Origin of the sequence: Streptomyces sp. NPDC005866 (assembly GCF_040629895.1) — a bacterium.
GTDB lineage: Bacteria > Actinomycetota > Actinomycetes > Streptomycetales > Streptomycetaceae > Streptomyces.
The window spans coordinates 286,885-313,128 of record NZ_JBEXWP010000001.1 but is presented as its reverse complement, the minus strand read 5'-3'; the positions used below and the strand labels follow the sequence as shown (position 1 = coordinate 313,128).

Genomic DNA, 26,244 nt, shown 5'->3' with positions numbered 1-26,244 from the left:
CACCGCCCGCACGATGGTGGCATGCCCCACCGACACACGACGGCATCAGGGTGCAGATGCGGGGGCGCACAGTCTGCCCCAAGCGCCGCCCGAGGGCGAGACGGAGGCCTGACGCGTACCGCGCGGGTTGTCGGTGGGGTGCGGCAGGATGGGGCGAATGAGCGAGCAGAGCCTTCCCGAGGACACCGGGGAGGGGTACGCGGACGAGCTGCCCGAGTACGCCGAGCGGGTCCTGGAGGTCGCCGAGCGGATCCCGCCCGGGCGGGTGATGACGTACGGCGACGTCGCGGAGTGGCTGGAGGAGGGCGGGCCGCGCCAGGTGGGGCGGGTGATGTCCCTCTACGGCGGCGTCGCCCCGTGGTGGCGTGTGGTGCGCGCCGACGGGGTGCTGCTGCCGGGGCACGAACTGAGGGCCCTGGACCACTACCGCGCCGAGGGCACTGCGCTGAAGGAGGCCGGCAGGGCCGCGGACGGCCATCTGCCGCGGCTCGACATGAAGCGGGCGCGGTGGGACGGCGGTGCGGACACGGGGGCTCACACCTGACAGCTTCCGCCATCCGAGGCCCCCAGGGGGAACCTGTGGCCCGTTCGAGGGACACCGGGGACATCCGTGGCATGACGTACGTTCGTGGCGTGTGGGGCGCGCGTGCCCTGAGTGCCGCACGAGGCGGATGGGAAGAAGCGGAAGCTCTGCTTCCGTCCGGTTCGTCGGCGTAGCGTCGGCTGCGCGCGTCCCGCTCATCCCGCGGCCACCACACTGCCCGCGCGACCGCGAGCCAACCAGCACACCCACCAGGACCGGCGAACCACGTGAGCTCCTCTTCCTCCACCAGACGCCTGTCGCACCTCCAGGTGCGACAGGGAACCCGTGGCGCTTACCGACTGGTGCGTACTCCGCCGGCCGACGCGGATCCCCCTCGTCTGGACGCCGCACAGCGCGCCGTGGTTGACCACGGGGCCGGCCCGCTGCTCGTCCTCGCTGGTCCCGGCACCGGGAAGACCACCACCCTCGTGGAGTCGGTGGCCGCGCGGATCGCGCGTGGCGGAGACCCCGAGCGGATCCTGGTGCTGACCTTCAGCCGCAAGGCCGCCGTCCAACTGCGTGACCGCATGGCCCTGCGCGTCGGAGCGGCCCGCGCGCCCCGGGCGACCACCTTCCACTCGTACTGCTACGCCCTGGTCCGTGCCCATCAGGACAGCGGCCTCTTTGTCGACCCGCTGCGGCTGCTGTCCGGACCCGAGCAGGACGTCACCGTCCGCGAACTGCTGGCCGGCCAGGCCGAGCTGGAGCGGCTCGGGCTCGACCCGGTGCGCTGGCCGGACGAACTGCGCGCCTGCCTGACCACCAGGGGTTTCGCCGACGAGGTCCGCGCGGTTCTCGCCCGCAGCCGCGAACTGGGCCTGGACCCGGCCGCCCTGGACGCCTTCGCCCGCCGTATCGGCCGCCCCGACTGGCGGGCCGCGGCCGCCTTCCTCGCCGAGTACCTCGACGTCCTCGACCTCCAGGGCGTCCTCGACTACGCCGAACTCGTACACCGCGCGGTGCTGCTCGCCCAGCGTCCCGAGGTCTCCCTGGACCTGGCAGGCCGCTACGACGCCGTGTACGTCGACGAATACCAGGACACCGACCCGGCCCAGGTGCGGCTGCTGGACGCCCTGGCCGGCGGCGGGCGCACGCTGGTCGCGTTCGGCGACCCGGACCAGTCGATCTACACGTTCCGGGGCGCCGACGTGAACGGCATCCTGGACTTCCCGTCGGCCTTCGCGCGCGTGGACGGCCGTCCCGCCCCCGTCGAGGTACTGCGAACCTCCCGCCGCTCCGGCGCCGGACTGCTGGCCGCGACCCGCCTGCTGACCCAGCGGATGCCGCTGACCCGGCTGCCCGCCCACAAGGTGCGCGCCCACCGCGAACTGGCCGCCGCGCGGGACGGCGGCAGCGTCGAGGTCTACACGTACCCGACGCCCGGCACCGAGCTCGACAACATCGCCGACATCCTCCGGCGCGCGCACCTGGAGGATGGCGTGCGCTGGAGCGACATGGCCGTTCTGGTGCGCGCCGGGTCCAGGACCATCCCAACGGTCCGCCGCGCCCTCACCGCGGCCGGCGTACCCCTGGACATCGACGGCGACGACGTTCCGCTGCGCCACGAACCGGCGGTGGCGCCCCTGCTGACGGCACTCAGGGCGGTGGCGCAGGCGGAAGCGGCACACCCCGGTGCGGACGCAGACGCCAACGCGGACGCACCCAGCGGTGGGGACGCACTCCCGGATGCGGACGCACACGCCAGTGCGGAGGACGGCACCGCGGAAACCCCCTGCTGGCTCAGCACCGAGACCGCGCTCACCCTGCTGACCTCCCCCCTCGCCGGCATGGACGCGGCCGACCTGCGCCGCCTCGGCCGCGCCCTGCGGGACGAGGAGCGGGCGGCCGGCAACGCGCTTCCGCCCCCCTCGGACGAGCTGCTCGCGCGGGCGCTCGCCGAACCCGAGCGCCTGGCCGTCCACGACCCCGGGTACGCGCGCGGGGCGCAGCGGCTCGGCGCGCTGCTCAGGAAGGCCCGGGAGCGCCTGGCTGGCGGCGGTACGGCCGAGGAGGCGCTGTGGGACCTGTGGAACGGCACTCCCTGGCCCTCGCGCCTGGAGCGCACCGCGCGGCGCGGCGGCGCGGCCGGCCGCAACGCCGACCGTGACCTGGACGCCGTGTGCGCCCTGTTCGCCACTGCCGCCCGCGCGGAGGAGCGCAGCGGCGGCCGGGGCGCGCTCAACTTCCTGGCGGAGATCGAGGCCGAGGACATCGCCGCCGACACCCTCGCCGGGCGTGCGGTACGCCCCGACGCCGTCCGCCTGCTGACCGCGCACCGCTCCAAGGGCCTGGAGTGGCGCCTGGTCGTCGTCGCCGGCGTCCAGGAGGGCCTGTGGCCCGACCTGCGACGCCGTGGCTCGCTCCTGGAGGCGGACCGTATCGGCCGCGACGGACTCGCCGAACCGCTCACCCCGGGCGCGCTTCTCGCGGAGGAGCGCCGCCTGTTCTACGTCGCCGCCACGCGCGCGCGTGAACGCCTCGTCGTCACCGCAGTGAAGGCCCCCGCGGACGACGGCGACCAGCCCTCCCGGTTCCTCACCGAACTGGGCGCCGAACCCCAGGACGTCACCGGGCGGCCCCGCCGCCCGCTCTCCGTGGCCGCCCTGGTCGCCGAATTGCGCGCGACCACGGTCGACCCGCGCGCGTCCGACACGCTGCGGGAGGCCGCCGCCCGGCGTCTGGCACGGCTGGCCGCGCTCGCCGACGAGGACGGCCGCCCTCTGGTGCCCTCCGCCCACCCCTACCGCTGGTGGGGCATGTTCGAGCCGACCGAGAGCAAGGTGCCGCTGCGCGACCGCGACCAGCCCGTCGTGCTCTCCGGCAGCGCCCTGGACCAGCTTGCCAACACCTGCAGCCTGCAGTGGTTCCTGGGCCGCGAGGTGAAGGCCGACGCGCCCGCCACCACCGCCCAGGGCTTCGGCAACGTCGTGCACGTCCTGGCCGACGAGGTCGCCTCCGGACGCACCCCCGCCGACCTCGCCGTCCTCATGGAGCGCCTGGAGTCGGTGTGGAACGCGCTCGCCTTCGACGCCCCCTGGAAATCGGCCCAGGAGAAGGACAACGCGCGCGTGGCGCTCGAACGGTTCCTGAAGTGGCACGTCCTGGACCGCACCGCACGCACTCCGGTGGCCAGCGAGCAGGACTTCGACGTCAGCCTCGAAGCGGGCGACTACGAGGTGCGCATCCGTGGCCAGATGGACCGCGTGGAGACGGACGGCGAGGGCCGTGCGTACGTCGTCGACTTCAAGACCGGCAAGCAGGTCCCGAGCGCGGCCGAGGTGACCCGCCATCCGCAGCTCGCCGTCTACCAGCTCGCGGTCCGCGAGGGCGCCGTGGACGACGCCTTCGACGGCGTACGCCCCGAGGCCGGCGGCGCCGAACTGGTCCACCTCCGGCAGGGCGCCGCCCAGCGCGACGGCGGCGAGACCCTGCCCAAGGTGCAGGCCCAGGAGCCGCTGGAGGGGGAGTGGGTCGGCGAACTGCTGGCCACCGCCGCCGGCAAGGTCCTCGACGAACGCTTCACACCGACCACCGGCCAGCACTGCACGCACTGCGCCTTCCGGGCGTCGTGCAGCGCGCGCCCCGAGGGGCGTCACGTGGTCGAGTGACGTACGACGCCCGTCCCACCGTTGTCAGTGGTCACCGTTAGCCTCGACGACATGCCCGCCCGTATCACCGACCCCGAGCAGCTCAAAGAGCTCCTCGGCATCCCGTTCACCCAGGAGCAGACGGCCTGCATCGTCGCGTCGCCCGCCCCGCAGGTGATCGTGGCCGGAGCCGGGTCGGGCAAGACGACGGTGATGGCGGCCCGCGTCGTCTGGCTGGTCGGCACCGGACAGGTGGCCCCGGAGCAGGTCCTCGGTCTGACCTTCACCAACAAGGCGGCGGGCGAACTCGCCGAACGCGTCCGCAAGGCGCTCGTCAAGGCGGGCGTCACCGACCCCGACGTCATCGACCCGGACAACCCGCCCGGCGAGCCGGCCATCTCGACGTACCACGCCTTCGCGGGCCGCCTGCTGACCGACCACGGCCTGCGCATCGGCCTGGAGCCGGCCTCCCGGCTGCTCGCCGACGCCACCCGCTACCAGCTCGCCGCGCGCGTGCTGCGCGAGGCGCCCGGCCCCTACCCGGCCCTCACCCGCTCCTTCGCCGACCTGATCAGCGACCTGCTCACGCTCGACTCCGAACTCGCCGAACACCTCGTACGCCCCGAGGACCTGCGGGCCTGGGACGCCGGACTGCTGAACACCCTCGCGGCCGTCAAGCTCAGCAACGCCGACCTGCGCAAGGTCCCCGAGACGGCCGCCGCCCGCCGCGAACTGGCCGAGCTCGTCCTGCGCTACCGGACCGCCAAGCGCGAGCGGGATCTGCTCGACTTCGGCGACCAGATCGCGCTGTCCGCGACGCTGGCCGGCATCCCCGAGGTGGGCCGGCTGCTGCGCAACGAGTTCCGTGTCGTACTCCTCGACGAGTACCAGGACACCTCGGTGGCCCAACGAGTCCTCCTGGCAGGCCTGTTCGGCGGCGGCACCGGCCACCCCGTGACCGCCGTCGGCGACCCCTGCCAGGCCATCTACGGCTGGCGCGGTGCCTCCGTCGCCAACCTGGACGACTTCCCCGAGCACTTCGCGCACGCCGACGGGAGTCCCGCCACCCGCCAGGCGCTCAGCGAGAACCGCCGCAGCGGCGGCCGCCTGCTCGACCTCGCCAACGGCCTCGCCGAGCCGCTGCGCGCCATGCACGCGGGCGTGGCGGCCCTCCGCCCGGCGCCGGGCGCGGAACTCGACGGCATGGTCCGCTGCGCTCTGCTGCGCACCCACGCCGACGAGATGCACTGGATCGCCGACTCCGTCGCCCACCTCGTCCGCACCGGCACGGCACCCGGCGAGATCGCGGTCCTGTGCCGTACGGCGACCGACTTCGCGGAGATCCAGGGGGCCCTCGTCGCGCGCGACGTCCCGGTCGAGGTGGTCGGCCTCTCCGGGCTGCTGCACCTGCCCGAGGTCGCCGATCTCGTCGCCGTCTGCGAGGTCCTCCAGGACCCCGGCGCCAACGCCTCCCTGGTGCGGCTGCTGACCGGCCCGCGCTGGCGCATCGGCCCCCGCGACCTCGCCCTCCTCGGCCGTCGCGCCCGGCTGCTGGTGTCCCACGCGCGCGTGGGCGACGCCGACGACCCGGACCGCAGGCTCGCCGCGGCCGTCGAGGGGATCGACCCCGCCGAGGTGATATCGCTCGCGGACGCCCTGGACACCTTCCTGGAGCTGCCGCTCGACACCGAGCAGGAGGACGACGGCCTGCCGTTCTCGCCGGACGCGCGCGTGCGCTTCGCCCGCCTGGCCACCGAACTGCGCGAGCTGCGCCGCTCCCTGTCCGACCCGCTGATGGACGTCCTGCACCGCGTCCTCGCGGTCACCGGCCTGGAGGTGGAACTGTCCGCGTCCCCGCACGCGCTGGCCGCCCGCCGCCGCGAGACGCTCTCCAACTTCCTGGACGTCGCCGCCTCCTTCGCGGCCGGCGACCAGGAGGCGACCCTGCTCGCCTTCCTCGGCTTCCTGCGCACCGCCGCCCAGTACGAGAAGGGCCTCGACAACGCCCTGCCCGGCGGCGAGAACACCGTCAAGGTGCTGACCGCGCACCGGTCCAAGGGCCTGGAGTGGGACGTCGTCGTCGTTCCCGGGCTGGTCAAGGGCACCTTCCCGAGCAGCCAGGGCCGTGAGAAGTGGACCGCCCAGGCCAAGGTCCTCCCACACGCCCTGCGCGGCGACACCGACACCCTGCCCGACGTCGAGGCCTGGGACTCACGGGGCATGAAGGCCTTCCACGAGGCCATGAAGGACCACCAGCACACCGAGGAACTCCGCCTCGGTTACGTCACCTTCACCCGCCCCCGCTCCCTGCTCCTCGGTTCCGGCCACTGGTGGGGCCCCAGCCAGAAGAAACCGCGCGGCCCTTCCGACTTCCTCCAGGCCCTGTACGACCACTGCGCCACCGGACACGGCGAGATCGAGGTCTGGGCCGACGAACCGGAGGCGGACGAGGAGAACCCGGCCCTGCACACGGCGAGCGCCGACCAGGTGTGGCCGCTCCCCCTGGACGAGGCCGCGCTGGCCCGCCGCCGCGCGGCCGCCGAGACGGTCCTCGCCTACCTGAACGGGCTCACCGCAGGGGAGGACGGCCATCCAGCGGCCGGTCACGACCCCGCCACCCACGAGGACCCGGAGTGGCCCCCGCCACCCGACGACGAGGAACCCGAGGAACCCGAGGAACCCGACCCCCACGAGGACGACTTCCCGGACGAGGACTCCGCCGACTGGGCGTCCTGGAGCGCCGGCCGTCCCACGGTCCCGCACCAGGCCACGCCCGCCGAGCGCCCGCCCTCGCACATGCCGGAGCAGGAAGGCGCCCCAGAAACGGAACACGCACGCGTGCCGGAGCCCGAGGGCCCCACTCTCACCCCCGAGGAAGCCCGCGCCATCGCCTCCTGGGACCGCGACCTCGACGCCCTCACCGGCGAGCTGCTGCGCGCCCGCCGCAGCGTCACCGACGTGCCCCTGCCGGCCACGCTCTCCGCCACCCAGCTGATGCGGCTGGCCGAGGACCCGGACGGGCTCGCGCAGGAACTCGCGCGCCCCATGCCACGCCCTCCGCAACCGGCCGCACGCCGGGGCACCCGCTTCCACGCCTGGGTCGAGGCGCGCTTCGAAGAGCTCACCCTGCCCATGCTGGAGCCCGACGAGCTGCCCGGAAGCGACGCGGAGATCGCCGACGAACGCGACCTCGAAGCCCTCAAGGACGCCTTCGAACGCACCGAGTACGCCCATCGCACGCCCTACCGCGTGGAGGCCCCCTTCCAGCTCGCCCTCGCCGGCCGGGTCGTACGGGGCCGTATCGACGCCGTATACAGGACCGGACACGGCGACGAGGCGACGTACGAGATCGTCGACTGGAAGACCAGCCGTACCCGGGCCGCCGACCCGCTCCAGCTCGCGATCTACCGGATCGGCTGGGCCGAGCAGCACGGCGTGCCACCCGAGTCGGTCACGGCCGCGTTCGTGCACGTCCGTACCGGTGAGGTGGAACGGCCGGACGGGCTGCCGGACCGGGCCGCCCTGGAAAGGCTGATCGTCGGACGAGCCGAGTGTGACGAACCGCCCGCCGAGGATGTCCGTGCGGGCCGATAGGCTCGTGACCATGAGCCAGACCCCGGACAGCGCTGTCCGTACGTACATCGAGCAGCACCGTGCCGCCTTCCTCGACGACCTTGCCGAGTGGCTGCGCATCCCGTCCGTGTCGGCCCAGCCCCAGCACGCCCCCGATGTCCGCCGCAGCGCCGACTGGCTCGCCGCCAAGCTCAAGGAGACCGGCTTCCCGACCGCCGAGGTCTGGGAGACGCCCGGCGCCCCGGCCGTCTTCGCCGAGTGGCCTGCGGCCGACCCCGAGGCACCCACGGTCCTCGTCTACGGCCACCACGACGTGCAGCCCGCCGCCCGTGAGGACGGCTGGGACAGCGGCCCCTTCGAGCCGGTCGTCCGGGACAGCCGCCTCTACGCGCGCGGGGCGGCAGACGACAAGGGCCAGGTGTTCTTCCACACACTCGGCGTCCGCGCCCACCTCGCCGCCACCGCCCGCACCGCACCCGCCGTCAACCTGAAGCTGCTGATCGAGGGCGAGGAGGAGTCCGGCTCCCCGCACTTCCGGGCGCTCCTCGAACACCACACGGACCGGCTCGCCGCCGACGCCGTGATCGTCTCCGACACCGGCATGTGGTCCGAGGACACCCCCACCGTGTGCACCGGCATGCGCGGGCTCGCCGAGTGCGAGATCGTCCTGCACGGCCCCGACCAGGACATCCACTCCGGCGCCTTCGGCGGTGCCGTCCCCAACCCGGCCACCGTCGCGGCCCGCCTGGTCGCCGCCCTGCACGACGAGCACGCACGCGTGGCGATCCCCGGCTTCTACGACGGCATCGTCGAACTCAGCGACCGCGAGCGGCAGCTGTGGGCCGAGCTGCCGTTCGACGAGGAGAGCTGGCTGCGCGAAGCGCATTCGTACGCCACCGAGGGCGAGGCCGGGCACACCACCCTGGAGCGCGTCTGGGCGCGCCCCACCGCCGAGGTCAACGGCATCGGCGGCGGCTACCAGGGCCCCGGCAGCAAGACGATCATCCCGTCCTCGGCCATGCTCAAGCTGTCGTTCCGGCTGGTCGCCGGTCAGGAGCCCGACCACATCGAGAAGGCCGTCCGCGCCTGGGCCACCGAGCGGATCCCCACCGGCATCCGCGCCGAGATCACCTTCCTGCCGGCCACGCGCCCCTGTCTGACCCCGCTCGACCACCCAGGCCTGCAATCGCTGGCCCGCGCCATGGGCCGCGCCTTCGAGGGACCGGTCCGGTTCACCCGTTCGGGTGGCTCGGGGCCCGCCGCGGACCTCCAGGACGTCCTCGGCGCACCCGTCCTCTTCCTGGGCATCTCCATCCCCTCCGACGGCTGGCACGCCCCGAACGAGAAGGTCGAGCTGGACCTCCTCCTCAAGGGCGTCGAGACCAGCGCCTACCTGTGGGGTGACCTGGCCGAGAACTGGCGCCATGCCCCCTGACCCCTCCGCGCCGTCCGGAGCGGCACCGCGCGCGGGGCACACTGGAAGGGCCGCCCCGCCCGTCCCGCCCCCCGACCCGGCCTCCTCCCACCCTTCGTCCCGCCGAACCGCCCGCTGAAACATCCGTTGCACTGGGGGAGTTGGAAGCACCCGTGACCACCTGGACCGACCACACCGCCGACCGACCCGTCTCGCTCACCGCCCCGAGCGGCATCGACCGCGCTGCCCACCACCGGCTCGACGAGGCCTGGCTCGCGGCGGCGTGGAGCCACCCCGACACCCGCTGCTTCGTGGTCTCCGGCGGCCAGGTCCTCATCGACGAGACGCCCGACGGCCGCACCGAGCTCGTCATGACCCCCTCATTCGAGGCCCCCCTCACCGAAGCCCACCGCTACTTCCTGGGCACCGACGAGGACGGCGTCAGCTACTTCGCACTCCAGAAGGACGCCCTGCCCGGCCGTATCGACCAGTCCGCGCGCCCCGCCGGCCTGCGCGAGGCGGGGCTGCTGCTGTCGCCTCGCGACGCGGGCCTGATGGTGCACGCGGTCGGGCTGGAGAACTGGCAGCGCACCCACCGCTTCTGCTCACGCTGCGGCGAGCGCACGGTCATCGCCGCCGCCGGCCACATCCGCCGCTGCCCCGCCTGCGGCGCCGAGCACTACCCGCGCACCGACCCCGCCGTGATCATGGCCGTCACCGACGAGGACGACCGCATCCTGCTCGGCCGACAGGTCCACTGGCCCGAGGGCCGCTTCTCCACGCTCGCCGGCTTCGTCGAGCCCGGCGAGTCCACCGAGCAGGCGGTGCGCCGGGAGGTCTTCGAGGAGGCCGGGATCACCGTCGGCCCCGTCGAGTACGTCGCCAGCCAGCCCTGGCCGTTCCCGTCCAGCCTCATGCTCGGCTTCATGGCCCGCGCGACCTCGACCGAGATCAACGTCGACGGCGACGAGATCCACGAGGCCCGCTGGTTCTCCCGCGACGAACTGGGCGCCGCCTTCGACTCAGGCGACGTCCTGCCGCCGTACGGGATCTCCATCGCGGCCCGCCTGATCGAGATGTGGTACGGCAAGCCCCTGCCCACCAGGAGCTTCGTCTGAGACGGCGACCCGGGCGATGAGCGACACCTACTGGAACCACAACGTCCACTACCACCCCGTGGTGCTGGACGCCGTACCGCACGGCTGCCGTGCCGCCCTCGACGTCGGCTGCGGCGACGGCCTGCTGGCCGCCAAGCTCGCGGCCAGGGCGGAGTCGGTGACCGGCGTGGACCGGTCACCGGAGATGATCCGGCTGGCGCACAAGCGGGACACGGGAAACGTCACCTTCCTGGACGGCGACTATCTCGACGGCGCGCTCCTCGACGAGGGGAGCTACGACTTCGTCAGCGCGGTCGCCGTCATCCACCACGTCCCCTTCGACGACGCGATCGACCGGCTGACGGGGCTGCTCGCGCCCGGCGGCCGGCTGGTCATCGTCGGCATGGCGCACAACCGCACCCTCCTGGACCGGGTGATCAGCGGCTGCGGGGTCCCCGTGACCCTGCTGCTGCGCGCACGCAGACGCGGCGGCGAGAGGGGTCCGTCCGGTATGCCCGTCGAGGACCCGATCATGAACTGGCGGGAGGTCCGGCGGGCCACCGCGCACCTGCTCCCCGGACGCAGATACCGGCGCCGGCTGCTGTGGCGTTACACCCTGGTGTGGGACAAGCCGGGTGACACACGCGAAGGCGGTCCCTGAACCGGATCAGGGACCGCCTTGCGCGAGGAATGCGAAGAAAACTACGCGCCGACCTTCTGCTTGACCTGGGCCAGCGAGGGGTTCGTCAGCGTCGAGCCGTCGGCGAAGAGCACCCTGGGCACGGTCTGTAGAGTTCCCTCCAGAGTGGAGGCGGCCAGGGGACCTGCATACAGAGCGCCCCCTCCGGTGACCTTGACCGGAGGGGGCGAAGCGCTGGAGAGCGTCAGACCGCGAGAGCCTGCTTCACCTGGGCAAGACTCGGGTTCGTCATGACAACCTCGTCACCACCGTTGGCGGGAACTACCAGAACCGTCGGGACTGTCTGGTTTCCGCCGTTCGCCTTCTCCACGAACGCGGCCGACTTCGGGTCCTGCTCGATGTTGATCTCGGTGTACGCGATGCCCTCGCGGTCCATCTGGCTCTTCAGCCGGCGGCAGTAGCCGCACCACGTGGTGCTGTACATCGTCACAGTGCCCTGCATCTCGCTCGCGCTCCTTCTGGCAGCTAGGGGAAGTTCGTCCAGGGGAGGAACGCATGCGGTCCATCCGCCATTCCCGCAGCACGGGCCCTGCGCGGCGCCTGCCGCATTAGTACGACTGCGCGGGCCCGCCTGTGGACAACCGGCACAGCAGTCTCCGGCGACCTGGCAGCATGGCCGTGTGACAGCAGCAACGCGCTCCTCCCTCTTCCCACAGGTACCGGACTCTGCCGACGCGGTGCTCGAAGGGCTCGACCCCGAGCAGCGTGCGGTGGCGACCGCCCTGCACGGCCCGGTGTGCGTGCTGGCCGGAGCCGGTACCGGCAAGACCCGGGCGATCACCCACCGGATCGCCTACGGGGTGCGGGCCGGCATTCTCCAGCCGTCCAGCGTGCTCGCCGTCACCTTCACCAACCGCGCCGCCGGGGAGATGCGCGGCCGGTTGCGCCAGCTCGGCGCCCAGGGGGTGCAGGCCCGCACCTTCCACTCGGCCGCGCTGCGCCAGCTCCAGTTCTTCTGGCCGAAAGCGATCGGTGGCTCGCTGCCCCGGCTCGTCGACCGCAAGGTCCAGTTGGTCGCGGATGCGGCAGCCGCCTGCCGCATCCGCCTCGACCGTGGGGAGCTGCGGGACGTCACCGCCGAGATCGAGTGGTCCAAGGTCACCCAGACCGTTCCCGCCGACTATCCGCCCGCCGCAGTGAAGGCGGGCCGCGAGGCACCACGCGACCCGGCCGAGATCGCCCAGATCTACTCGGTCTACGAGGGCCTCAAGCGTGACCGCGCGGTCATCGACTTCGAGGACGTCCTGCTGCTCACCGTCGCGATCCTGCAGGACCGGCACGACATCGCGGAGCAGGTCCGCGCCCAATACCAGCACTTCGTCGTCGACGAGTACCAGGACGTCAGCCCCCTCCAGCAGCGCCTGCTGGAACTGTGGCTCGGCGACCGTGACAGCCTGTGCGTCGTCGGCGACGCCAGTCAGACCATCTACTCGTTCACAGGAGCAACGCCCGACCATCTGCTCGACTTCCGCACCCGCCACCCCGGGGCCACCGTCGTCAAGCTGGTCCGGGACTACCGCTCCACACCCCAGGTCGTCCACCTCGCCAACGGCCTGCTGGCCCAGGCCCACGGCCGAGCCGCCGACCACCGCCTGGAGCTGATCTCCCAGCGTCCCGCAGGACCCGAGCCCGTCTACACCGAGTACGCCGACGAGCCCGCCGAGGCCGAGGGCGCCGCCCGCCGTATCCGCGAGCTCGTCGACGCCGGCGTCCCGGCCGCCGAGATCGCCATCCTGTTCCGGACCAACTCCCAGTCCGAGACCTATGAGCAGGCACTCGCCGACGCCGGGGTGCCCTACCAGCTGCGCGGTGCGGAGCGGTTCTTCGACCGGCCCGAGGTGCGCAAGGCGGGCGTCGCCCTGCGCGCCGCGGCCCGCTTCGGCGGCAATGACGCACTGCTCGACGACACCGTGGACCTGGCCTCCCAGGTGCGCGCGGTCCTGTCCGGGGAGGGCTGGACCACCGAGCCGCCGGCCGGCTCCGGCGCGGTCCGGGAGCGCTGGGAGTCGCTGGCCGCCCTGGTCAACCTGGCGCACGACGTCGCCGCCGCCCGCGCCACCGCCACCCTCGCCGACTTCGTCGCGGAACTCGACGAACGTGCGGGGGCCCAGCACGCCCCGACCGTCCAGGGCGTCACCCTCGCCTCCCTGCACTCGGCGAAGGGCCTGGAGTGGGACGTCGTCTTCCTGGTCGGTGTCGCCGAGGGCATGATGCCGATCACCTATGCGAAGACCGACGAGCAGATCGAGGAGGAACGCCGTCTCCTCTATGTCGGCGTGACCCGCGCCAGAGAACGGCTCCATGTCTCCTGGTCCCTCTCCCGCACCCCCGGCGGCCGCCCGAACCGCAGGCCCAGCCATTTCCTGGACGGCCTGCGCCCCGGCTCCACCGGCACCGTCGGCCGCGGCTCCGGCGCCGGCACCGGAGGTGTCGAACGCGGCTTCACCGTCGGCCCCGCGGCCGCACCCCGGCGCACCCAGCGCACCCCCGCCCGCTGCCGGGTCTGCGGACGCACTCTCACCGACGCCGGCGAGATGAAGCTGATGCGCTGCGACGGCTGCCCCTCCGACATGGACGAGGGCCTCTACGAGCGGCTGCGGGAGTGGCGCGCGGACCAGGCCCGGCTCAGTGGCCAGCCCGCCTTCTGTGTCTTCACCGACAGGACGCTGATGGCCATCGCCGAGAGCGCGCCCGACGACGACCGCGAGCTGGCCCGCATCCCCGGCGTCGGCATGCGCAAGCTCAACCGTTACGGCGCCGATGTTCTGGCCATCTGCGCAGGCCAGCAGACCGCAGGAGAAGCCGGGGGGGACTGATGCGAACTGGTCGGAAAAATAGTTTGCGCATGCCCCGGCAATCCCCATAGGTTCTAGGCACGGAAGCGGCGGCCTTCTCGAAGGCCCGGTTCCGTGTTGTACTTGCATACCCGAGCGGACTGGTCATCCCAGTCCCCTAGACGCCGAGAGGAGGCGAGTCCAGTGATCACCATCAAGACCAGCAACATCAGTGCGGCCAAAATGACCGATCTCTCGGCCGTCTCCGTGTGCATGCTCGGCGTCTCGAACCTGGGCACCGGTCTGTCCGGCATTCCTGCCGTGCGTCCGGCGTCCGCCGTTTCCCTGGCGGGTCTTCCCGTCCGTGAGCGCAATGAGCGACCGACCAAGGCACTGGAAGCAGTAGCGGCACAGGCCCAGGCCTATGCCTTTGCGGCAGCCGGTGCCGGAAGCCGGAAGCAGACGACGCAGCACCACCTGATGTGGGCCTTCCGTGGGCCAGAACCCTGGAGTGATCCAGCCTGATCGATCAGGCCGGCGCCTTCAGGGCCGCGGAACCCCATCCGGGATCCGCGGCCCTTCTGTTTGTCCCCACCACAGGGACAGACGGGCGAAGGGGCCTCGGGGCAAGAGCAGAACCCGGTACCAGCCGCCAACCGGTCCAACCGGACCGGAACGACCAGACGAGGAAGAACACCCCGTGCAACTCGAAGCGCACGCCCCGTCCGTACCGCCTTCCGAAACGATCCCCCCGCCCGGCCTCACGGAGGACTCCACCTTGACTCCGCTCACCGCGCTCACCGCGCTCGACGACGCCATCGAGAACCTCGGCGTGCCCGTCCCCTGCCGCTCCTACGACCCGGAGGTCTTCTTCGCCGAGTCGCCGGCGGACGTCGAGTACGCCAAGTCCCTCTGCCGCACATGCCCGCTGGTCGAGGCCTGCCTCGCCGGTGCCAAGGAGCGGCGTGAGCCCTGGGGTGTCTGGGGTGGCGAGCTGTTCGTCCAGGGTGTCGTCGTCGCCCGCAAGCGGCCGCGTGGCCGCCCGCGCAAGAACCCGGTCATGGCATGAACATCCAAGGAACGATCGACCGCCCCCTCACGCACGACCCCAGGAAACAGGCCCCGATGAAGCCGTCCACCAGCGAGCCCACAGGCTCCGCGATCCCAGACTTCACCACCGCCGGTACGACTACCGGCTCGCGTCAGAACAGGACCCGCGAGATGCAACTCATCCCAGAAGCCCTGGCTCGTGCGCATATGCGCGAGCGACTGCACGAGGCCGAGCGGGAACGCCGGGCCGTGCGCCTGGCGACCGCTCGCCGGATGCAGCGCCGGGCCGAGCGCGCCTCGATGCGCGCCCGCCGTGCGCTCGCCATGGCCGTCATGCAGTAATCCCGAGCACCTGAAGCGGTGGCCTCCCGGCTGAGGAGGCGAAAGCTACCCGCGGGGGCCGGTCCGGCCGAACGGACCGGCCTCCGCGGTGCGTTGTGCCCTCGGATCCGCACGCCGCGGCGTTATCGTCGCCGGGTGACGAGTCTTCCCGGAGGCAGTGATCACGGTGGTTCCGCCACGGAGCCCCACCCTCTTGTGTGCGCCCGCTGCGGCGCCCCGGCCCACGGCCCCCAGTCCACCACCTGGACCTGCTCCGTGGAGAGAGGCGTCCGCCAGTTCTTCTGCGACACCTGCTCCAGGGACAACCTCAGAGCGATCGAGGGCCGGCTCGACTCGTCCTGGTGGTGATCACCGCGCCTGCTGCGGCCCCTACTGCACCTCTACGGCCGCCTCGGTCTCCTCGGCTTCTTCTTCCCCCGCTTCTTCGGTCTCTTCGGGCACGAACCCGGGCAGCCACGCCTCCAGTTCCTCCCGCAGCCGTACCGTCGCGCCCAGTTGGCACAGCACGCCGATGGTGCTCAGGGTCACCCGGTGTATCAGCAGGTAGGCCGGCGGCAGGTTGAGCTGTCTGCCCAGCTGGTAGGCGGGGTTGCGGGGGTCGGCGATGCGGGCCGCCTGGCTGCGCATCCAGTTGCGGGTGAAGGTGAACGCGTCGACCTGTGCCGGTTCGATGATCGGCAGCAGATAGTCCAGGACGGCGTCGGGGTCAAGCTCTATGGTCTCCTTGACGAATCCCTCGGCGCACAGCAACTCGTAGACCGCCTCGGCATCACCGTCCAGCGTCATCCGCAGGGAGTCGCCGATCGGGGTGGGCAGGCCGCCCGTGAGGCGGTCGACCGTGCCGAAGTCCAGCACGCCCAGGCGCCACTCCTCCTCGTCCTTTGGCCCACCGGGCAGCAGACGGAAGTTTCCCGGGTGCGGGTCGGCGTGCAGCAGGCCGGTGCGGGCCGGACCCGAGAACAGGAACCGTGCCAGGAGCTGCCCGGCCCGGTCGCGCTGTTCCTGCGTACCCTCCGAGATGATCTCGGAGAGCGGTATTCCGTCGATCCACTCCGTGACCAGGACCTGCTCGCGCTGGTGCACCACTGCGGGGACCACCACATCGGGGTCGTCCGCGAACTCCTCCGCGTGCGCCGCCTGGGCCTGCGCCTCCAGGGCGTAGTCCAGCTCCTCGGAGACCCGGTCGCGCAGCTCCGTGATCAGCGGCTTGATGTCCATGCCCGGGATCAGCGGACCCAACAGGCGGGCGAAGCGGCTCAGTTGCCCGAGATCGGACAGCAGGGCCTCGCCGGCTCCCGGATACTGCACCTTGACCGCGACCGCACGACCGTCGTGCCACACCGCCCGGTGCACCTGGCCGATCGAGGCCGCCGCCGCGGGCTTCTCCTCGAACTCCAGGAACAGCTCCCGCCAGTCCTCGCCGAGACGGTCGGCGAGCACGGCGTGCATGGTGCGGGTCGGCATCGGCGGCGCGGCGTCCTGGAGTCTGGTGAGGGCCGCCCGGTAGGGGCCGGCGACCTCCTCGGGGAGGGCGGACTCGAAGACGGACAGGGCCTGCCCGAATTTCATGGCCCCGCCTTTCAACTCTCCCAGGACTTTGAAGAGTTGCTCCGCCGTGCGCTGTTGCAGCTCCCGGCCGACGATCTCTGCGGACTCGCCGACGATGCGCTTGCCCAGACCCCAGGTCGCCCGGCCTGCGATGCCGAGCGGGAGCGCGGCGAGCTTGGCGGTCCGGGTGACCGCCTTCCGGGGAAGATCAGACATGCGCCCTCCAAGTCCCAGTCGGCCGTGCGGCGTCCGTGCGCTCTCGTCGCCCTGCCGACGGCCGTTGCACCACCATTGTCTCGTGTGGAGCCCCGTTGGTTGAGGAGTGTTCCACCTCAGCTTTCTCCGCCGCTCCGCAGGGGCATGCGGGGTGCGGCCAGACCGGCCGCGCATGCCAGTGCAGAGCCGGCACGGACGCCTCCCAGCGTGTTCCGGTGCCGGACGGCGACTCTCCGTCGAGGAAGGCCAGGGCATGAGCGGCGGCCAGCCCGGCCACGGCCGTCGCCAGCGTCAGATCGCAGGCCCCCACCCGGCGGGACTGCCCGGACCGCCACTGGGCGATCAGGCGTGGCCAGGCCGGATCCCGGTCCGTACGGTGCTCGTGCAGACAGCCGGCGCAGCCAGTCCCACCCGGCAGGACGAGCGGACCGACGACGCCGGTGCCCTCCACGACCCCCGTGTAGAGGTGAGGTGTCCCGGAGGCCATGAGCGGTTCGGCGGCGCGCGCGTCAGGGGCGTGCACCAGGACGTCGTCGCGCGGGGCGATGACCACCAGGGAGAGGCCGGGTTCTTCCGCGGCCGGGTCCGGGCGGCGCGGTGGGCGGTCCGGGGCGGCCCGGCGGACGACCCTGCGCGCGGCCTCGTCCCGCCGCTCGCCGACGGCCTCCGCGGGCAGCCCGCCCGGTGCCACGTCCCACGGCTGGACGCGGCCCACATCGCGCACATCGACCTCGCCGACACCCGCGCCCGACAGCAGCGCGGCCAGCGTGACACCGACCCGGCCCGCGCCCCGCACCTGCACCCGCAGCGCACGCCGGGCCGCCAGCCGGCCGATCGCGCCGCCCGGCTCCGGAGTGATCAGGGACAGCGAGGCAAGATCGGGACGGAGCCGGTCCAGGACCTCCTGCTTCTCGCGCAGCGCCTCCACCGCCGGCCCGCCGCCGCGTGCGTCGTCGACGAGCCCGGCTCGTGACAGCCGTTCCACCAGCGCGTCGACATGCCCGTCCGGCAGGTCCATGCGCCGCCCTTCCTGACGCAGCAGCGCGAGCCCCCGGGTGCCGTTGAGCAGGTCCAGAAAGCTGCCGGTCGCCGTGTCCAGCGGCCCGAGTGTCACCGCGTGCGCCGGGGTCATCCCGAACTGCACGGTGTTGAGATCGCGCCAGCCGCGCCGGAGCGCGGGCTTCACCAACGGATGCATGACAGGCCCCCGTAGCTGTCTCAAGGTCATGGAACATCCCCGTCTGCCGGAGGAGCCGGTCACGCTCCGCCGACGACTGCCAGCATGCCCGTCCCGCTCGGCGGGCGTCGAAAGTTGTCCACAGGCTGTGAGTATTCGTCGTACAAATCAGACGCATGGTGGGGGATCGGCATCGAACCGTCCCGGACCCGGGACTTCCCCCAGGTGCAGCGGGTAACGTCGGGGCGTGCCCGCCGACCCACTGCACCGTGCCGGAAACCCACAGCGCAGCATGACAAGCCAGCCGCCCAGCGGCTTGGGGGTGAGCGCGATCGAGGTTCGCAGAAGCGCCCGGCGCCGCCGGACGGTCTCCGCGTACCGCGAGGGCGATCGCACCGTCGTGCTGATCCCCGCCCGGATGTCCGAGGCGGAGGAAAAACGCTGGGTGACCGTCATGCTCAACAAACTCGCTGCCCAGGAGAGCAAGCGAGTGCTGGGCGACGCCGAACTGGCCGAGCGCGCCGAGCGGCTGTCGGCCCAGTACTTCGACGGCCGGGCCCGCCCCGCCTCGGTGCGCTGGGTCACCAACCAGAACACCCGCTGGGGTTCCTGCACCCCCGCCGAGGGCAGCATCCGCCTCTCGCACCGGCTCCAGGGCATGCCCGAGTATGTCGTCGACTATGTGCTCTGCCATGAACTGGCGCATCTGCTGGTGCCCGGGCACGGTCCCGACTTCTGGCGGCTTCTGGAGGCGTTTCCGCGGACCGAGCGGGCCCGGGGCTACCTCGAAGGGGTGGTCGCCGCCGACCGATTGCCCCATGCGCCCGGCGCCCGCGGTGAGTGACGCGCCCCGCAAGTGCTCCCTTCGGAGCCGCCGAGCGCGGTTGTGTACCGGGTCTGTACCGACTTCCTCCGATGTCCGAGTTAGCCGTTAGCCTGGCGCGACGCACTCACATTCGGGACGGGGGACGGTCGTAACGCATGGCCAGGGAATTCCAACGCGGCCACAAGGCCAGGATCAGTGACCTCACGGCGGGCACGGATCTGTACGTAGGTGTGCAGATCTCCGGGCCCGGACTGACCTTCGACATCAGCTGCTTCGGCCTGGACGCCGAGGAACGGCTTTCGGACGACCGGTACTTCGTCTTCTTCAACCAGCCGAAGTCCCCCGAGGAGTCCATCCAGTTGCTGGGTGCGCAGGCGGGCGACACGGAGTCCTTCCGGGTCACGCTGGACAGGATCCCGCCGCGGATCCAGAAGCTGGCGTTCACCGCGACCATCGACGGCGCCGGGCAGATGTCCCAGGTCGCGCCCGGATACATCCGGATCGTCGCGGGCGGCGAGGAGGTGGCCCGGTACTCCTTCAACGGCTCGGAGTTCTCCACAGAACGCGCAGTGATGCTGGGTGACTTCTACCTGAAGGACGTGTGGCGCTTCGCCGCCGTCGGCCAGGGCTTCGACGGTGGTCTGGACGCGCTGCTGAAGAACTTCGGCGGCGAGGTGATGGAGGAGGAGGCGCCCGCCGCGCCTGAGCCGCAGCAGTCGCAGGCCGCCTCCGCGCCCGGATTCGCGCCGCCTGCCTTCGGCGCCCCGTCCGCGCCCGCGCCGGCCCCTGCGCCCGCGCCCGCCCCGGCACCTGCCCCCCAGGGCTTCACCCCGCCCCCGGCGCCCGGCCCCGCGCCGGTTCCGAATGTGCACGGCGCGCCCACCGTCATCGCCCCGCTGACCCCGCCCGGCACCGTGCCGCCCCCGTCCCCGGCACCCGCGCCCTACGGCCATTCGCCCGCCCCGAGCGCGCCCATGCCGCCCGGCTACGGCCAGCCCCCGGCGGCTCCGCAGGCCCCGGCCCCGCCGCCCGGATACCCCCAGGCACCCCAGATCCCGACCGCGCCCCCGGGCTACGGCCAGCAGCCGCCGTTCGGGCAGGTCCCCGGCCAGCAGACCTACGGCGTCCCGCAGGGCGCTCCCCAGGGCGGTGCCGGAGTCGGCGCGGCGCTCCAGCAGTTCAAGGAGACGCCCACCGGGCAGCGCTGGACGCAGCAGAACAAGAAGCTCGTCCGGGTCGACCTGGGCATGGGCGGCCAGCCGGTGCTTGCCCGGCAGGGCAGCATGGTGCTCTACCAGGGCAAGGTCGACTTCAGCTACAAGGGCGCCGGTTTCATGGGCCGGGTCGTGGGCAACGCGACCGGCCAGGAGATGCAGCTGATGCGCTGCACCGGCCACGGCCAGGTCTTCCTCGCCGAGAACTCCGCCCATCTGCACCCCATCGAGCTCCAGGGCGACGCGATCTGTGTCTCCGCCGAGAGCGTCCTCGCCTTCGACGAGGGCCTCCAGTACGAGGTCCGCCGGGTCGAGGGCCACGGCATCCCCGGCGGCGCTCTGTTCACGATGCAGTTCCAGGGCACCGGCACGATCGTCGTCAAGACGCACGGCACGCCCGTCGTGCTGCCCGTGACCCCGACGACGTTCGCGGACTGCAACGCGGTGGTCGCCTGGTCGGCGGCCTCGCAGGTGATCGTCTCCAGCCAGGTCCGGATGCGACGCAACGCCTACCCGGGCGACACCGGCGAGAGCGTCAACCTGCAGTTCCGGGGAGCCCCCGGCAACTTCATCGTCGTTCAGCCGTACGAGGTCTGAGGGAGCCCGTCATGAACCAGCCGCTCGCGGGCTACGCTCCCGCACCCGTCACCGCCCGCATGGAGAACCACGGCAACCACATGCTGAAGGTCGCCATGCAGACCGGAAACGACCTCCTCGCGCGCGTGGGGTCGATGGTCGCCTACGAGGGCTTCGTCCAGTACGAGCCCAACCCGCCGGCCGTCCGCCAGATCGCCCGTGACTGGATGACCGGCGAGGGCGCGCCCCTGATGAAGTGCTCCGGCGACGGACTGCTCTACCTCGCGGACTACGGCGCCGATGTCGTCGTCATCAACCTCAACGGCGACGGCATCTCCGTCAACGCCACCAACCTGCTCGCCTTCGACGCCCATCTGACGTGGGGTGTGGAGCGGGTGAAGGGTCTGGCCAAGTTCGCCGGCCAGGGCCTGTGGAACACCAAGATCTCCGGGCAGGGCTGGGTCGCCCTGACCTCCCGGGGCAAGCCGATCGTCGTCGACTGCGGCGGCGGCGAGGACGAGACATACGTCGACCCGGACGCGCTGGTCGCCTGGTCACCGAACCTCAAGGTGAAGGGCAAGCGCAGCTTCAAGGCACAGTCCCTGATCGGCCGGGGGAGCGGCGAGGCATACCAGATGGCCTTCTCCGGGCAGGGCATCGTCGTCGTCCAGCCCAGCGAGGACAGCACCGACCGCCTTCGTTTCCGGGGCTGAGGGGGAGCCAGAGAATCATGCAGAGCCCGCTTTTCGCGCACAACGACTCCCAGGCCCGGGACCGCTACAGCCTGCAGAACAAGCAGATGCTGCGGGTCGTCCTGGAGGGGCACGACGACATCCTCGCCCGCAAGGGCACGATGGTCGCCTACCAGGGGCTCGTCGAGTTCGACGCCGAGTACACGAGCAACCAGCAGTCACGCGCGCGTGCGTACACCGGCGAGGGACTGGACCTGATGCGCTGCCACGGGCAGGGCACGGTCTACCTCGCCAACCTCGCCCAGCACATCCACGTCCTGGACGTGGAGCACGACGGCCTGACCGTGGACAGCGGCTACGTCCTCGCCATGGACTCCTCGCTGCACTACGAGGTGGTCGCCGTGGACAGCCTCTACGGCATCTCCGGCTCCGGGAAGTACCAACTCAACATCACCGGCCACGGCAAGGTCGCCCTGATGACCTCCGGCGCGCCGCTGCTGATGCAGGTCACGCCCGACAAGTACGTCAACTGCGACGCGGACGCGATCGTCGCCTGGTCCACCGGGCTGCGCGTCCAGATGCAGGCCCAGACGCATTCCTCGGGCGTGTGGCGGCGTCGCGGGAACACCGGTGAGGGCTGGGAGCTCAGCTTCATGGGAAGTGGCTTCGCGTTGGTCCAGCCGAGTGAACTGCTCCCGCCGCAGAACGCCCAGATCGGCCAGGGCCTCGCCGCCCAGTTCGGGATGGGCCAGCAGGGCGCGCGTGGGACGAACCAGGGGAACGTCTGGAGCTGAGAGAGCACGAGGTAAGGGGCGCCCGCCCAAATGGGCGGCCCTTACCTCGTGCGCGGGGCCCCTCCACGGACTATGCGATCAGAGCCGGGCGCGGGTCGCTTCCAGCAGTCGTACGACCGAGCCGTCGGCGATCTCCGCGACCTCGTCGTAGGCGAACCAGCGCAGGTCCAGGGACTCGTCGCTGATCACGTGGGCGGCGCCCCGCGGGGCCACGGCCGTGTACTGGACGTCGAAGTGCCAGTGGCACGGCACCGGGATCGGGTGCCGGTCCAGGCGGACCGGGCCGCCCGGCAGCAGCGTCAGCCCCGGGATCCCGGACTCCTCGGTCGCCTCCCGCAGGGCCGCAGCGGCCAGCGTCGCGTCGCCCGGCTCGCAGTGGCCGCCCATCTGCAGCCACATCCGCAGCTTCCGGTGCAGGGTCAGCAGTACCCTGCCGTGCTCGGGGTCGACGACCAGCGCGCTGGCCGTGACATGCCCCGCGTGACACGCCTTCCACATTCCGTCCGGGTGCGCCGCGAGATGGTCCAGGTAGGCCTGGCGCAGCTCCTCCTGGCCCTCGTACCCCTTGAGGACGAGGACCGCGTCGTCGTACAGGCTCACTCGGCGTCGTCGCCTTTTGCCTGGTCGTCCTTCTTGCGCAGGTCGGGCTTCTGGGCCGCCTCGCCGAGCATCTTGTCCAGCTCCGAGAAGTCCAGCTGCTCGCGGTGCACGAAGCCGTCCGGGTCGTCCAGATCGCCCGCCGTCGGCAGCATGTCCGGGTGGGCCCACAGCGCGTCCCGGCCGTCTACACCACGTGCATCGGTCAGCGAGGCCCACAGGCGGGAGGCGTCGCGCAGCCGGCGCGGGCGCAGCTCCAGGCCGATCAGCGTGGCGAACGTCTGCTCCGCCGGGCCGCCCGTGGCGCGACGGCGGCGCAGGGTCTCGCGCAGCGCGTCGGCGGACGACAGGCGCGGCTTCGCCGCCGCATGCACCACCGCGTCGACCCAGCCCTCCACGAGTGCCAGCGCGGTCTCCAGACGAGCCAGGGCCGCCTTCTGCTCGGGCGTGTCCTCGGGCTGGAACATGCCCTGCTGGAGGGCGTCCTGAAGCTGCTCGGGGTTCTGCGGGTCGAACTGGCCGACCACGTCCTCCAGCTTGGCCGTGTCGACCTTGATCCCGCGCGCGTACCCGTCGACCGCGCCGAACAGGTGCGAGCGCAGCCACGGCACATGCGCGAACAGGCGCTGGTGGGCCGCCTCGCGCAGCGCGAGGTACAGCCGCACCTCCTCCTTCGGCACGCCGAGGTCCTTGCCGAACCCCTCGATGTTCACCGGCAGCAGCGCGGCCCGGCCGACCGGGCCGAGCGGCAGGCCGATGTCGGTCGAGCCGACGACCTCGCCCGCGAGCACGCCGACGGCCTGCCCGATCTGCGTGCCGAACATGGCGCCGCCCATCGAGCGCATCATGCCGATCAGCGGGCCCGCCATGGCCTGCATCTCCTCCGGCAGGACATCGCCCATCGCGGCGCCGACCCGCTCCGCGACCGGGTCGACCAGCTCCTGCCAGGCGGGCAGCGTCGCCTCGACCCACTCCGCACGCGACCACGCCACGGCCGAGCCGGAACCGGACGGCAGCGATGTCGCGTCGTCCAGCCACAGGTCTGCCAGCCGCACGGCCTCCTCGACCGCCGTGCGCTCGGCGGGGCCCATGCTCGCGTCCTTGACGCCGTCCGACGTGCCCTGGGAGACCGTCTGGCGGGCGATCTGCTTGGCCATGTCCCAGTTCACCGGGCCGCCCTCGTACGAGAGCATCTGGCCCAGCTGCTGGAAGGCCGCGCCCAGGTCGGTGGGGTTCAGCGAACCGAACATGGCAGCGAACGGATTGTCGGCGCCGGGGCCGCCGAAGCCGCCGGCCCCGGGTGTGCCGATACCGAACGGGTTGGCCGGTCCCTGCCCACCACCGCTCTGCTGGTCCTTCTTCTTGCCCTCGTCGCCGTCTTCCGGCTCCTCCGGCGGAAGGCCGAAACCGAATGGGGTGTCACTCACGGGAATCCTCGGCTGGTAAGGCCACCGGTTCTCTCCGGCGGCGCGGCTGCCCGACAACACCACCCAGCGTAGACACCCCGACCCGATCGGGCCTCGGTGCTTCGCCGACAGTCGGCCTGCGGCAGGATGGATGCCACCTGGTACGTACGCGTCACTCACGCTCGTACTGAAGACAACCGCTGGAGACGCCCGGTGAGTTCCCCAGATCCGCAGGTTCGCGCAGCGCGAAACCCGTCAACCCTTGCCGCCGTGCGCGGGCCCGTCGTCGCCGTCACCGGCGCCGCGACCGGGGTCGGCGCGCTGCTGACCGAGCGGCTGGCCGCGTCCGAGGAGATCAAGCAGGTCATCGCCATCGACGAGCGGCGCGGGGAGTGCGCGGACGCCCAGTGGCACATCCTCGACGTGCGGGATCCGGCCATTGCGGACAAGCTCCGCGGGGCCGATGTGGTGGTGCATCTCGCGCTCGACCTGGATCTCGAGACGGATCCGGCCGCTCGTACGGCCTACAACGTGCGCGGGACGCAGACCGTGCTGACCGCGGCGGCCGCGGCCGGGGTGCACCGCGCGGTGCTGTGCACCTCCGCGATGGTCTACGGCGCGCTTCCGGACAACGAGCTGCCGTTGTCCGAGGACGCGGAGTTGCGCGCCACGGCGGAGGCCACGGGCGTGGGGGACCTGCTGGAGATCGAGCGGCTCGCGCGCCGGGCGCCCCGCGCGCACCCCGGGCTCAATGTCACCGTCGTGCGCCCCGCGGTGCTCGTCGGCGGCACCGACACCGCGCTCACCAGGTATTTCGAGTCGCCTCGTCTGCTTGTGGTCGCCGGGTCGCGGCCGGCCTGGCAGTTCTGTCATGTCGAGGACCTGTGCAGCGCGCTCGAGTACGCCGTGCTGGAGCAGGTCGACGGGGAACTCGCCGTCGGCTGCGACGGATGGCTGGAGCAGGAGGAGGTCGAGGAGCTCAGCGGGATCCGGCGGATGGAACTGCCGTCGGCGGTGGCGCTCGGCGCCGCGGCCCGGCTGCACCGGATCGGGCTGACGCCGTCGCCTGCCGGGGATCTCGCCTACACGATGTATCCGTGGGTGGTGAGCGGGAGCCGGCTGCACGAGGCCGGGTGGCGGCCGGGGTGGACCAATGAGGAGGTCCTCGCCGAGCTGCTGGAGGAGGTGGCCGGACGGCACACCGTGGTCGGGCGGCGGCTTGGCCGTAAGGACGCGACGGCCGCGGGGGCCGCGGGTGCGACAGTCGCGTTGCTGGGCGCGGCGGCGGTGGTGCGGCGGGCGCGGAAGGCCCGGCGGCGGATCTGACCACGAGCCGAAAGTGGTGACCACGAGCCGAAAGTGGTGGCACGAGCCGAAAGTGGTGGCACGAGCCGGAAGTGGTGACCACGCGCAGGAAGTAGTGGTCATGGGCCGGAAGTAGTGGTCATGGGCTGGAACTGGTAGGAGTCTCCAAGCCGCACGCGTGTGTGCCTGGTGTTGGGTGTATTCCGCGTGGTCCCCGGCTTGCGGCACGATGGGGGTATGGCTGCTGTGAACGATCACCCCGGTGAGCTTGGTGCCGAAGATCCCGTCAAGCTGATCGGGATTCGGGAGAGTGCGCTCTCCGTGGACGAGGTCTTCGCGGCCGTGGGGGACGACGCGGCCGGTGGGATCGCGCTGTTCGTGGGGACCGTGCGGAACCACGACGGGGGCGCCGACGTGGACACGCTCGGGTATTCGTGTCATCCCAGTGCCGAGACCGAGATGCGGCGGATCGCCGAGAAGGTCGCCGCCGAGTACCCGGTGCGGGCGCTGGCCGCGGTGCACCGGGTGGGGGACCTGCGGGTGGGTGATCTCGCCGTGGTCGTCGGTGTGTCGTGTCCGCATCGCGGGGACGCCTTTGAAGCCTGTCGGAAGCTGATCGACGACCTCAAGCACGAGGTGCCCATCTGGAAGCACCAGAAGTTCTCGGATGGCACGGAGGAATGGGTCGGGGCCTGCTGAAGGGCCCGTGTCCGGTTTCCGGTTGCGTAACCGTACCCCCCGCGTGAGCGTTGTCAGTGCGGCTGATTAATCTG

General features: G+C 71.9%; 22 protein-coding genes and 1 pseudogene. 17 read left to right on the top strand and 6 right to left on the bottom strand.

The window, feature by feature from the left end:
- Positions 1–157: 157 nt before the first annotated feature.
- The 6 genes from ABZ396_RS01490 to ABZ396_RS01465 all read left to right on the top strand — a co-directional run bounded on the left by ABZ396_RS01490 (position 158) and on the right by ABZ396_RS01465 (position 10,915).
- Entirely contained in the window at positions 158–544 is a 387-nt protein-coding gene (locus ABZ396_RS01490) for an MGMT family protein (RefSeq protein ID WP_358919271.1), read from the top strand.
- 266 nt (positions 545–810) lie between these two features.
- Entirely contained in the window at positions 811–4,191 is a 3,381-nt protein-coding gene (locus ABZ396_RS01485) for an ATP-dependent DNA helicase (RefSeq protein WP_358919269.1), read from the top strand.
- Positions 4,192–4,242: 51 nt separating this feature from the next.
- A complete protein-coding gene (locus ABZ396_RS01480; protein WP_358919268.1) occupies positions 4,243–7,764 on the top strand; it encodes an ATP-dependent DNA helicase in 3,522 nt (1,173 codons plus the stop codon).
- Positions 7,765–7,774: 10 nt separating this feature from the next.
- The gene (locus ABZ396_RS01475) at positions 7,775–9,178 is read left to right on the top strand and encodes a dipeptidase (RefSeq protein WP_358919266.1); all 1,404 of its coding nucleotides are present in this window, start codon (positions 7,775–7,777) and stop codon (positions 9,176–9,178) included.
- A gap of 152 nt (positions 9,179–9,330) precedes the next feature.
- Positions 9,331–10,275: an NAD(+) diphosphatase gene (nudC, locus tag ABZ396_RS01470; protein WP_358919264.1), complete on the top strand. Its 945-nt coding sequence runs from the start codon at positions 9,331–9,333 to the stop codon at positions 10,273–10,275.
- Positions 10,276–10,291: 16 nt separating this feature from the next.
- Positions 10,292–10,915: a class I SAM-dependent methyltransferase gene (locus tag ABZ396_RS01465; protein ID WP_358919263.1), complete on the top strand. Its 624-nt coding sequence runs from the start codon at positions 10,292–10,294 to the stop codon at positions 10,913–10,915.
- A 41-nt stretch (positions 10,916–10,956) separates the two neighbouring features.
- Here the strand turns inward: ABZ396_RS01465 and ABZ396_RS01460 are convergent.
- Both ABZ396_RS01460 and ABZ396_RS01455 read right to left on the bottom strand, forming a co-directional pair.
- Positions 10,957–11,076: pseudogene (locus ABZ396_RS01460) on the bottom strand (NrdH-redoxin); the annotation flags it as partial.
- 62 nt (positions 11,077–11,138) lie between these two features.
- Positions 11,139–11,396, bottom strand: coding sequence for a mycoredoxin (locus tag ABZ396_RS01455; protein WP_358919261.1), 258 nt, complete (start codon positions 11,394–11,396; stop codon positions 11,139–11,141).
- A 178-nt stretch (positions 11,397–11,574) separates the two neighbouring features.
- Here ABZ396_RS01455 and ABZ396_RS01450 point away from each other — a divergent pair, with 178 nt between their 5' ends.
- The 5 genes from ABZ396_RS01450 (at position 11,575) to ABZ396_RS01430 (ending at position 15,468) form a co-directional block, all read left to right on the top strand.
- Positions 11,575–13,770 carry an ATP-dependent DNA helicase UvrD2 gene (locus ABZ396_RS01450; RefSeq protein ID WP_358919259.1) on the top strand — a complete coding sequence of 732 codons (2,196 nt, stop codon included), beginning with the start codon at positions 11,575–11,577 and terminating at the stop codon, positions 13,768–13,770.
- A gap of 162 nt (positions 13,771–13,932) precedes the next feature.
- Positions 13,933–14,253, top strand: coding sequence for a hypothetical protein (locus ABZ396_RS01445; protein ID WP_358919257.1), 321 nt, complete (start codon positions 13,933–13,935; stop codon positions 14,251–14,253).
- Between the two features lie 175 nt (positions 14,254–14,428).
- Positions 14,429–14,797, top strand: a complete 369-nt coding sequence (locus ABZ396_RS01440) for a WhiB family transcriptional regulator (RefSeq protein ID WP_358919255.1) — start codon at positions 14,429–14,431, stop codon at positions 14,795–14,797.
- Positions 14,794–15,120, top strand: a complete 327-nt coding sequence (locus ABZ396_RS01435; protein ID WP_358919254.1) for a hypothetical protein — start codon at positions 14,794–14,796, stop codon at positions 15,118–15,120. Before ABZ396_RS01440 ends, ABZ396_RS01435 begins: the two co-directional genes overlap by 4 nt.
- 135 nt (positions 15,121–15,255) lie before the next feature.
- Positions 15,256–15,468, top strand: coding sequence for a hypothetical protein (locus ABZ396_RS01430; RefSeq protein WP_358919252.1), 213 nt, complete (start codon positions 15,256–15,258; stop codon positions 15,466–15,468).
- A 21-nt stretch (positions 15,469–15,489) separates the two neighbouring features.
- Here ABZ396_RS01430 and ABZ396_RS01425 read toward each other — a convergent pair whose 3' ends face one another.
- On the bottom strand, positions 15,490–16,884 hold the full coding sequence (locus tag ABZ396_RS01425) for an AarF/ABC1/UbiB kinase family protein (RefSeq protein WP_358919251.1): 1,395 nt from the start codon (positions 16,882–16,884) through the stop codon (positions 15,490–15,492).
- Positions 16,877–18,082, bottom strand: coding sequence for a TOMM precursor leader peptide-binding protein (locus ABZ396_RS01420; protein WP_358919249.1), 1,206 nt, complete (start codon positions 18,080–18,082; stop codon positions 16,877–16,879). The genes ABZ396_RS01425 and ABZ396_RS01420 overlap by 8 nt, the downstream gene beginning before the upstream one ends.
- 226 nt (positions 18,083–18,308) lie before the next feature.
- Between ABZ396_RS01420 and ABZ396_RS01415 the strand changes: the two genes are divergently transcribed.
- From ABZ396_RS01415 to ABZ396_RS01400, 4 genes are all read left to right on the top strand, one after another.
- Positions 18,309–18,905, top strand: a complete 597-nt coding sequence (locus tag ABZ396_RS01415) for a M48 family metallopeptidase (protein WP_358919247.1) — start codon at positions 18,309–18,311, stop codon at positions 18,903–18,905.
- A gap of 137 nt (positions 18,906–19,042) precedes the next feature.
- A complete protein-coding gene (locus ABZ396_RS01410) occupies positions 19,043–20,698 on the top strand; it encodes a TerD family protein (RefSeq protein ID WP_358919245.1) in 1,656 nt (551 codons plus the stop codon).
- 11 nt (positions 20,699–20,709) lie between these two features.
- A complete protein-coding gene (locus ABZ396_RS01405) occupies positions 20,710–21,390 on the top strand; it encodes an AIM24 family protein (protein WP_352219810.1) in 681 nt (226 codons plus the stop codon).
- A gap of 17 nt (positions 21,391–21,407) precedes the next feature.
- Positions 21,408–22,163 carry an AIM24 family protein gene (locus ABZ396_RS01400; protein WP_358919243.1) on the top strand — a complete coding sequence of 252 codons (756 nt, stop codon included), beginning with the start codon at positions 21,408–21,410 and terminating at the stop codon, positions 22,161–22,163.
- Positions 22,164–22,241: 78 nt separating this feature from the next.
- Here the strand turns inward: ABZ396_RS01400 and ABZ396_RS01395 are convergent, their stop codons facing one another.
- Both ABZ396_RS01395 and ABZ396_RS01390 read right to left on the bottom strand, forming a co-directional pair.
- Entirely contained in the window at positions 22,242–22,763 is a 522-nt protein-coding gene (locus ABZ396_RS01395) for an NUDIX hydrolase (RefSeq protein ID WP_358919241.1), read from the bottom strand.
- The gene (locus ABZ396_RS01390) at positions 22,760–24,187 is read right to left on the bottom strand and encodes a zinc-dependent metalloprotease (RefSeq protein WP_358919240.1); all 1,428 of its coding nucleotides are present in this window, start codon (positions 24,185–24,187) and stop codon (positions 22,760–22,762) included. The genes ABZ396_RS01395 and ABZ396_RS01390 overlap by 4 nt, the downstream gene beginning before the upstream one ends.
- Before the next feature lie 192 nt (positions 24,188–24,379).
- On the opposite strand from ABZ396_RS01390, the gene ABZ396_RS01385 reads away from it, so the two are divergent.
- Together ABZ396_RS01385 and ABZ396_RS01380 are read left to right on the top strand one after the other, a co-directional pair.
- On the top strand, positions 24,380–25,492 hold the full coding sequence (locus ABZ396_RS01385; RefSeq protein WP_358919238.1) for an SDR family oxidoreductase: 1,113 nt from the start codon (positions 24,380–24,382) through the stop codon (positions 25,490–25,492).
- A gap of 216 nt (positions 25,493–25,708) precedes the next feature.
- Complete coding sequence (locus ABZ396_RS01380; RefSeq protein WP_358919236.1) at positions 25,709–26,170, top strand: molybdenum cofactor biosynthesis protein MoaE; 462 nt, start codon at positions 25,709–25,711, stop codon at positions 26,168–26,170.
- Positions 26,171–26,244 lie beyond the last annotated feature (74 nt).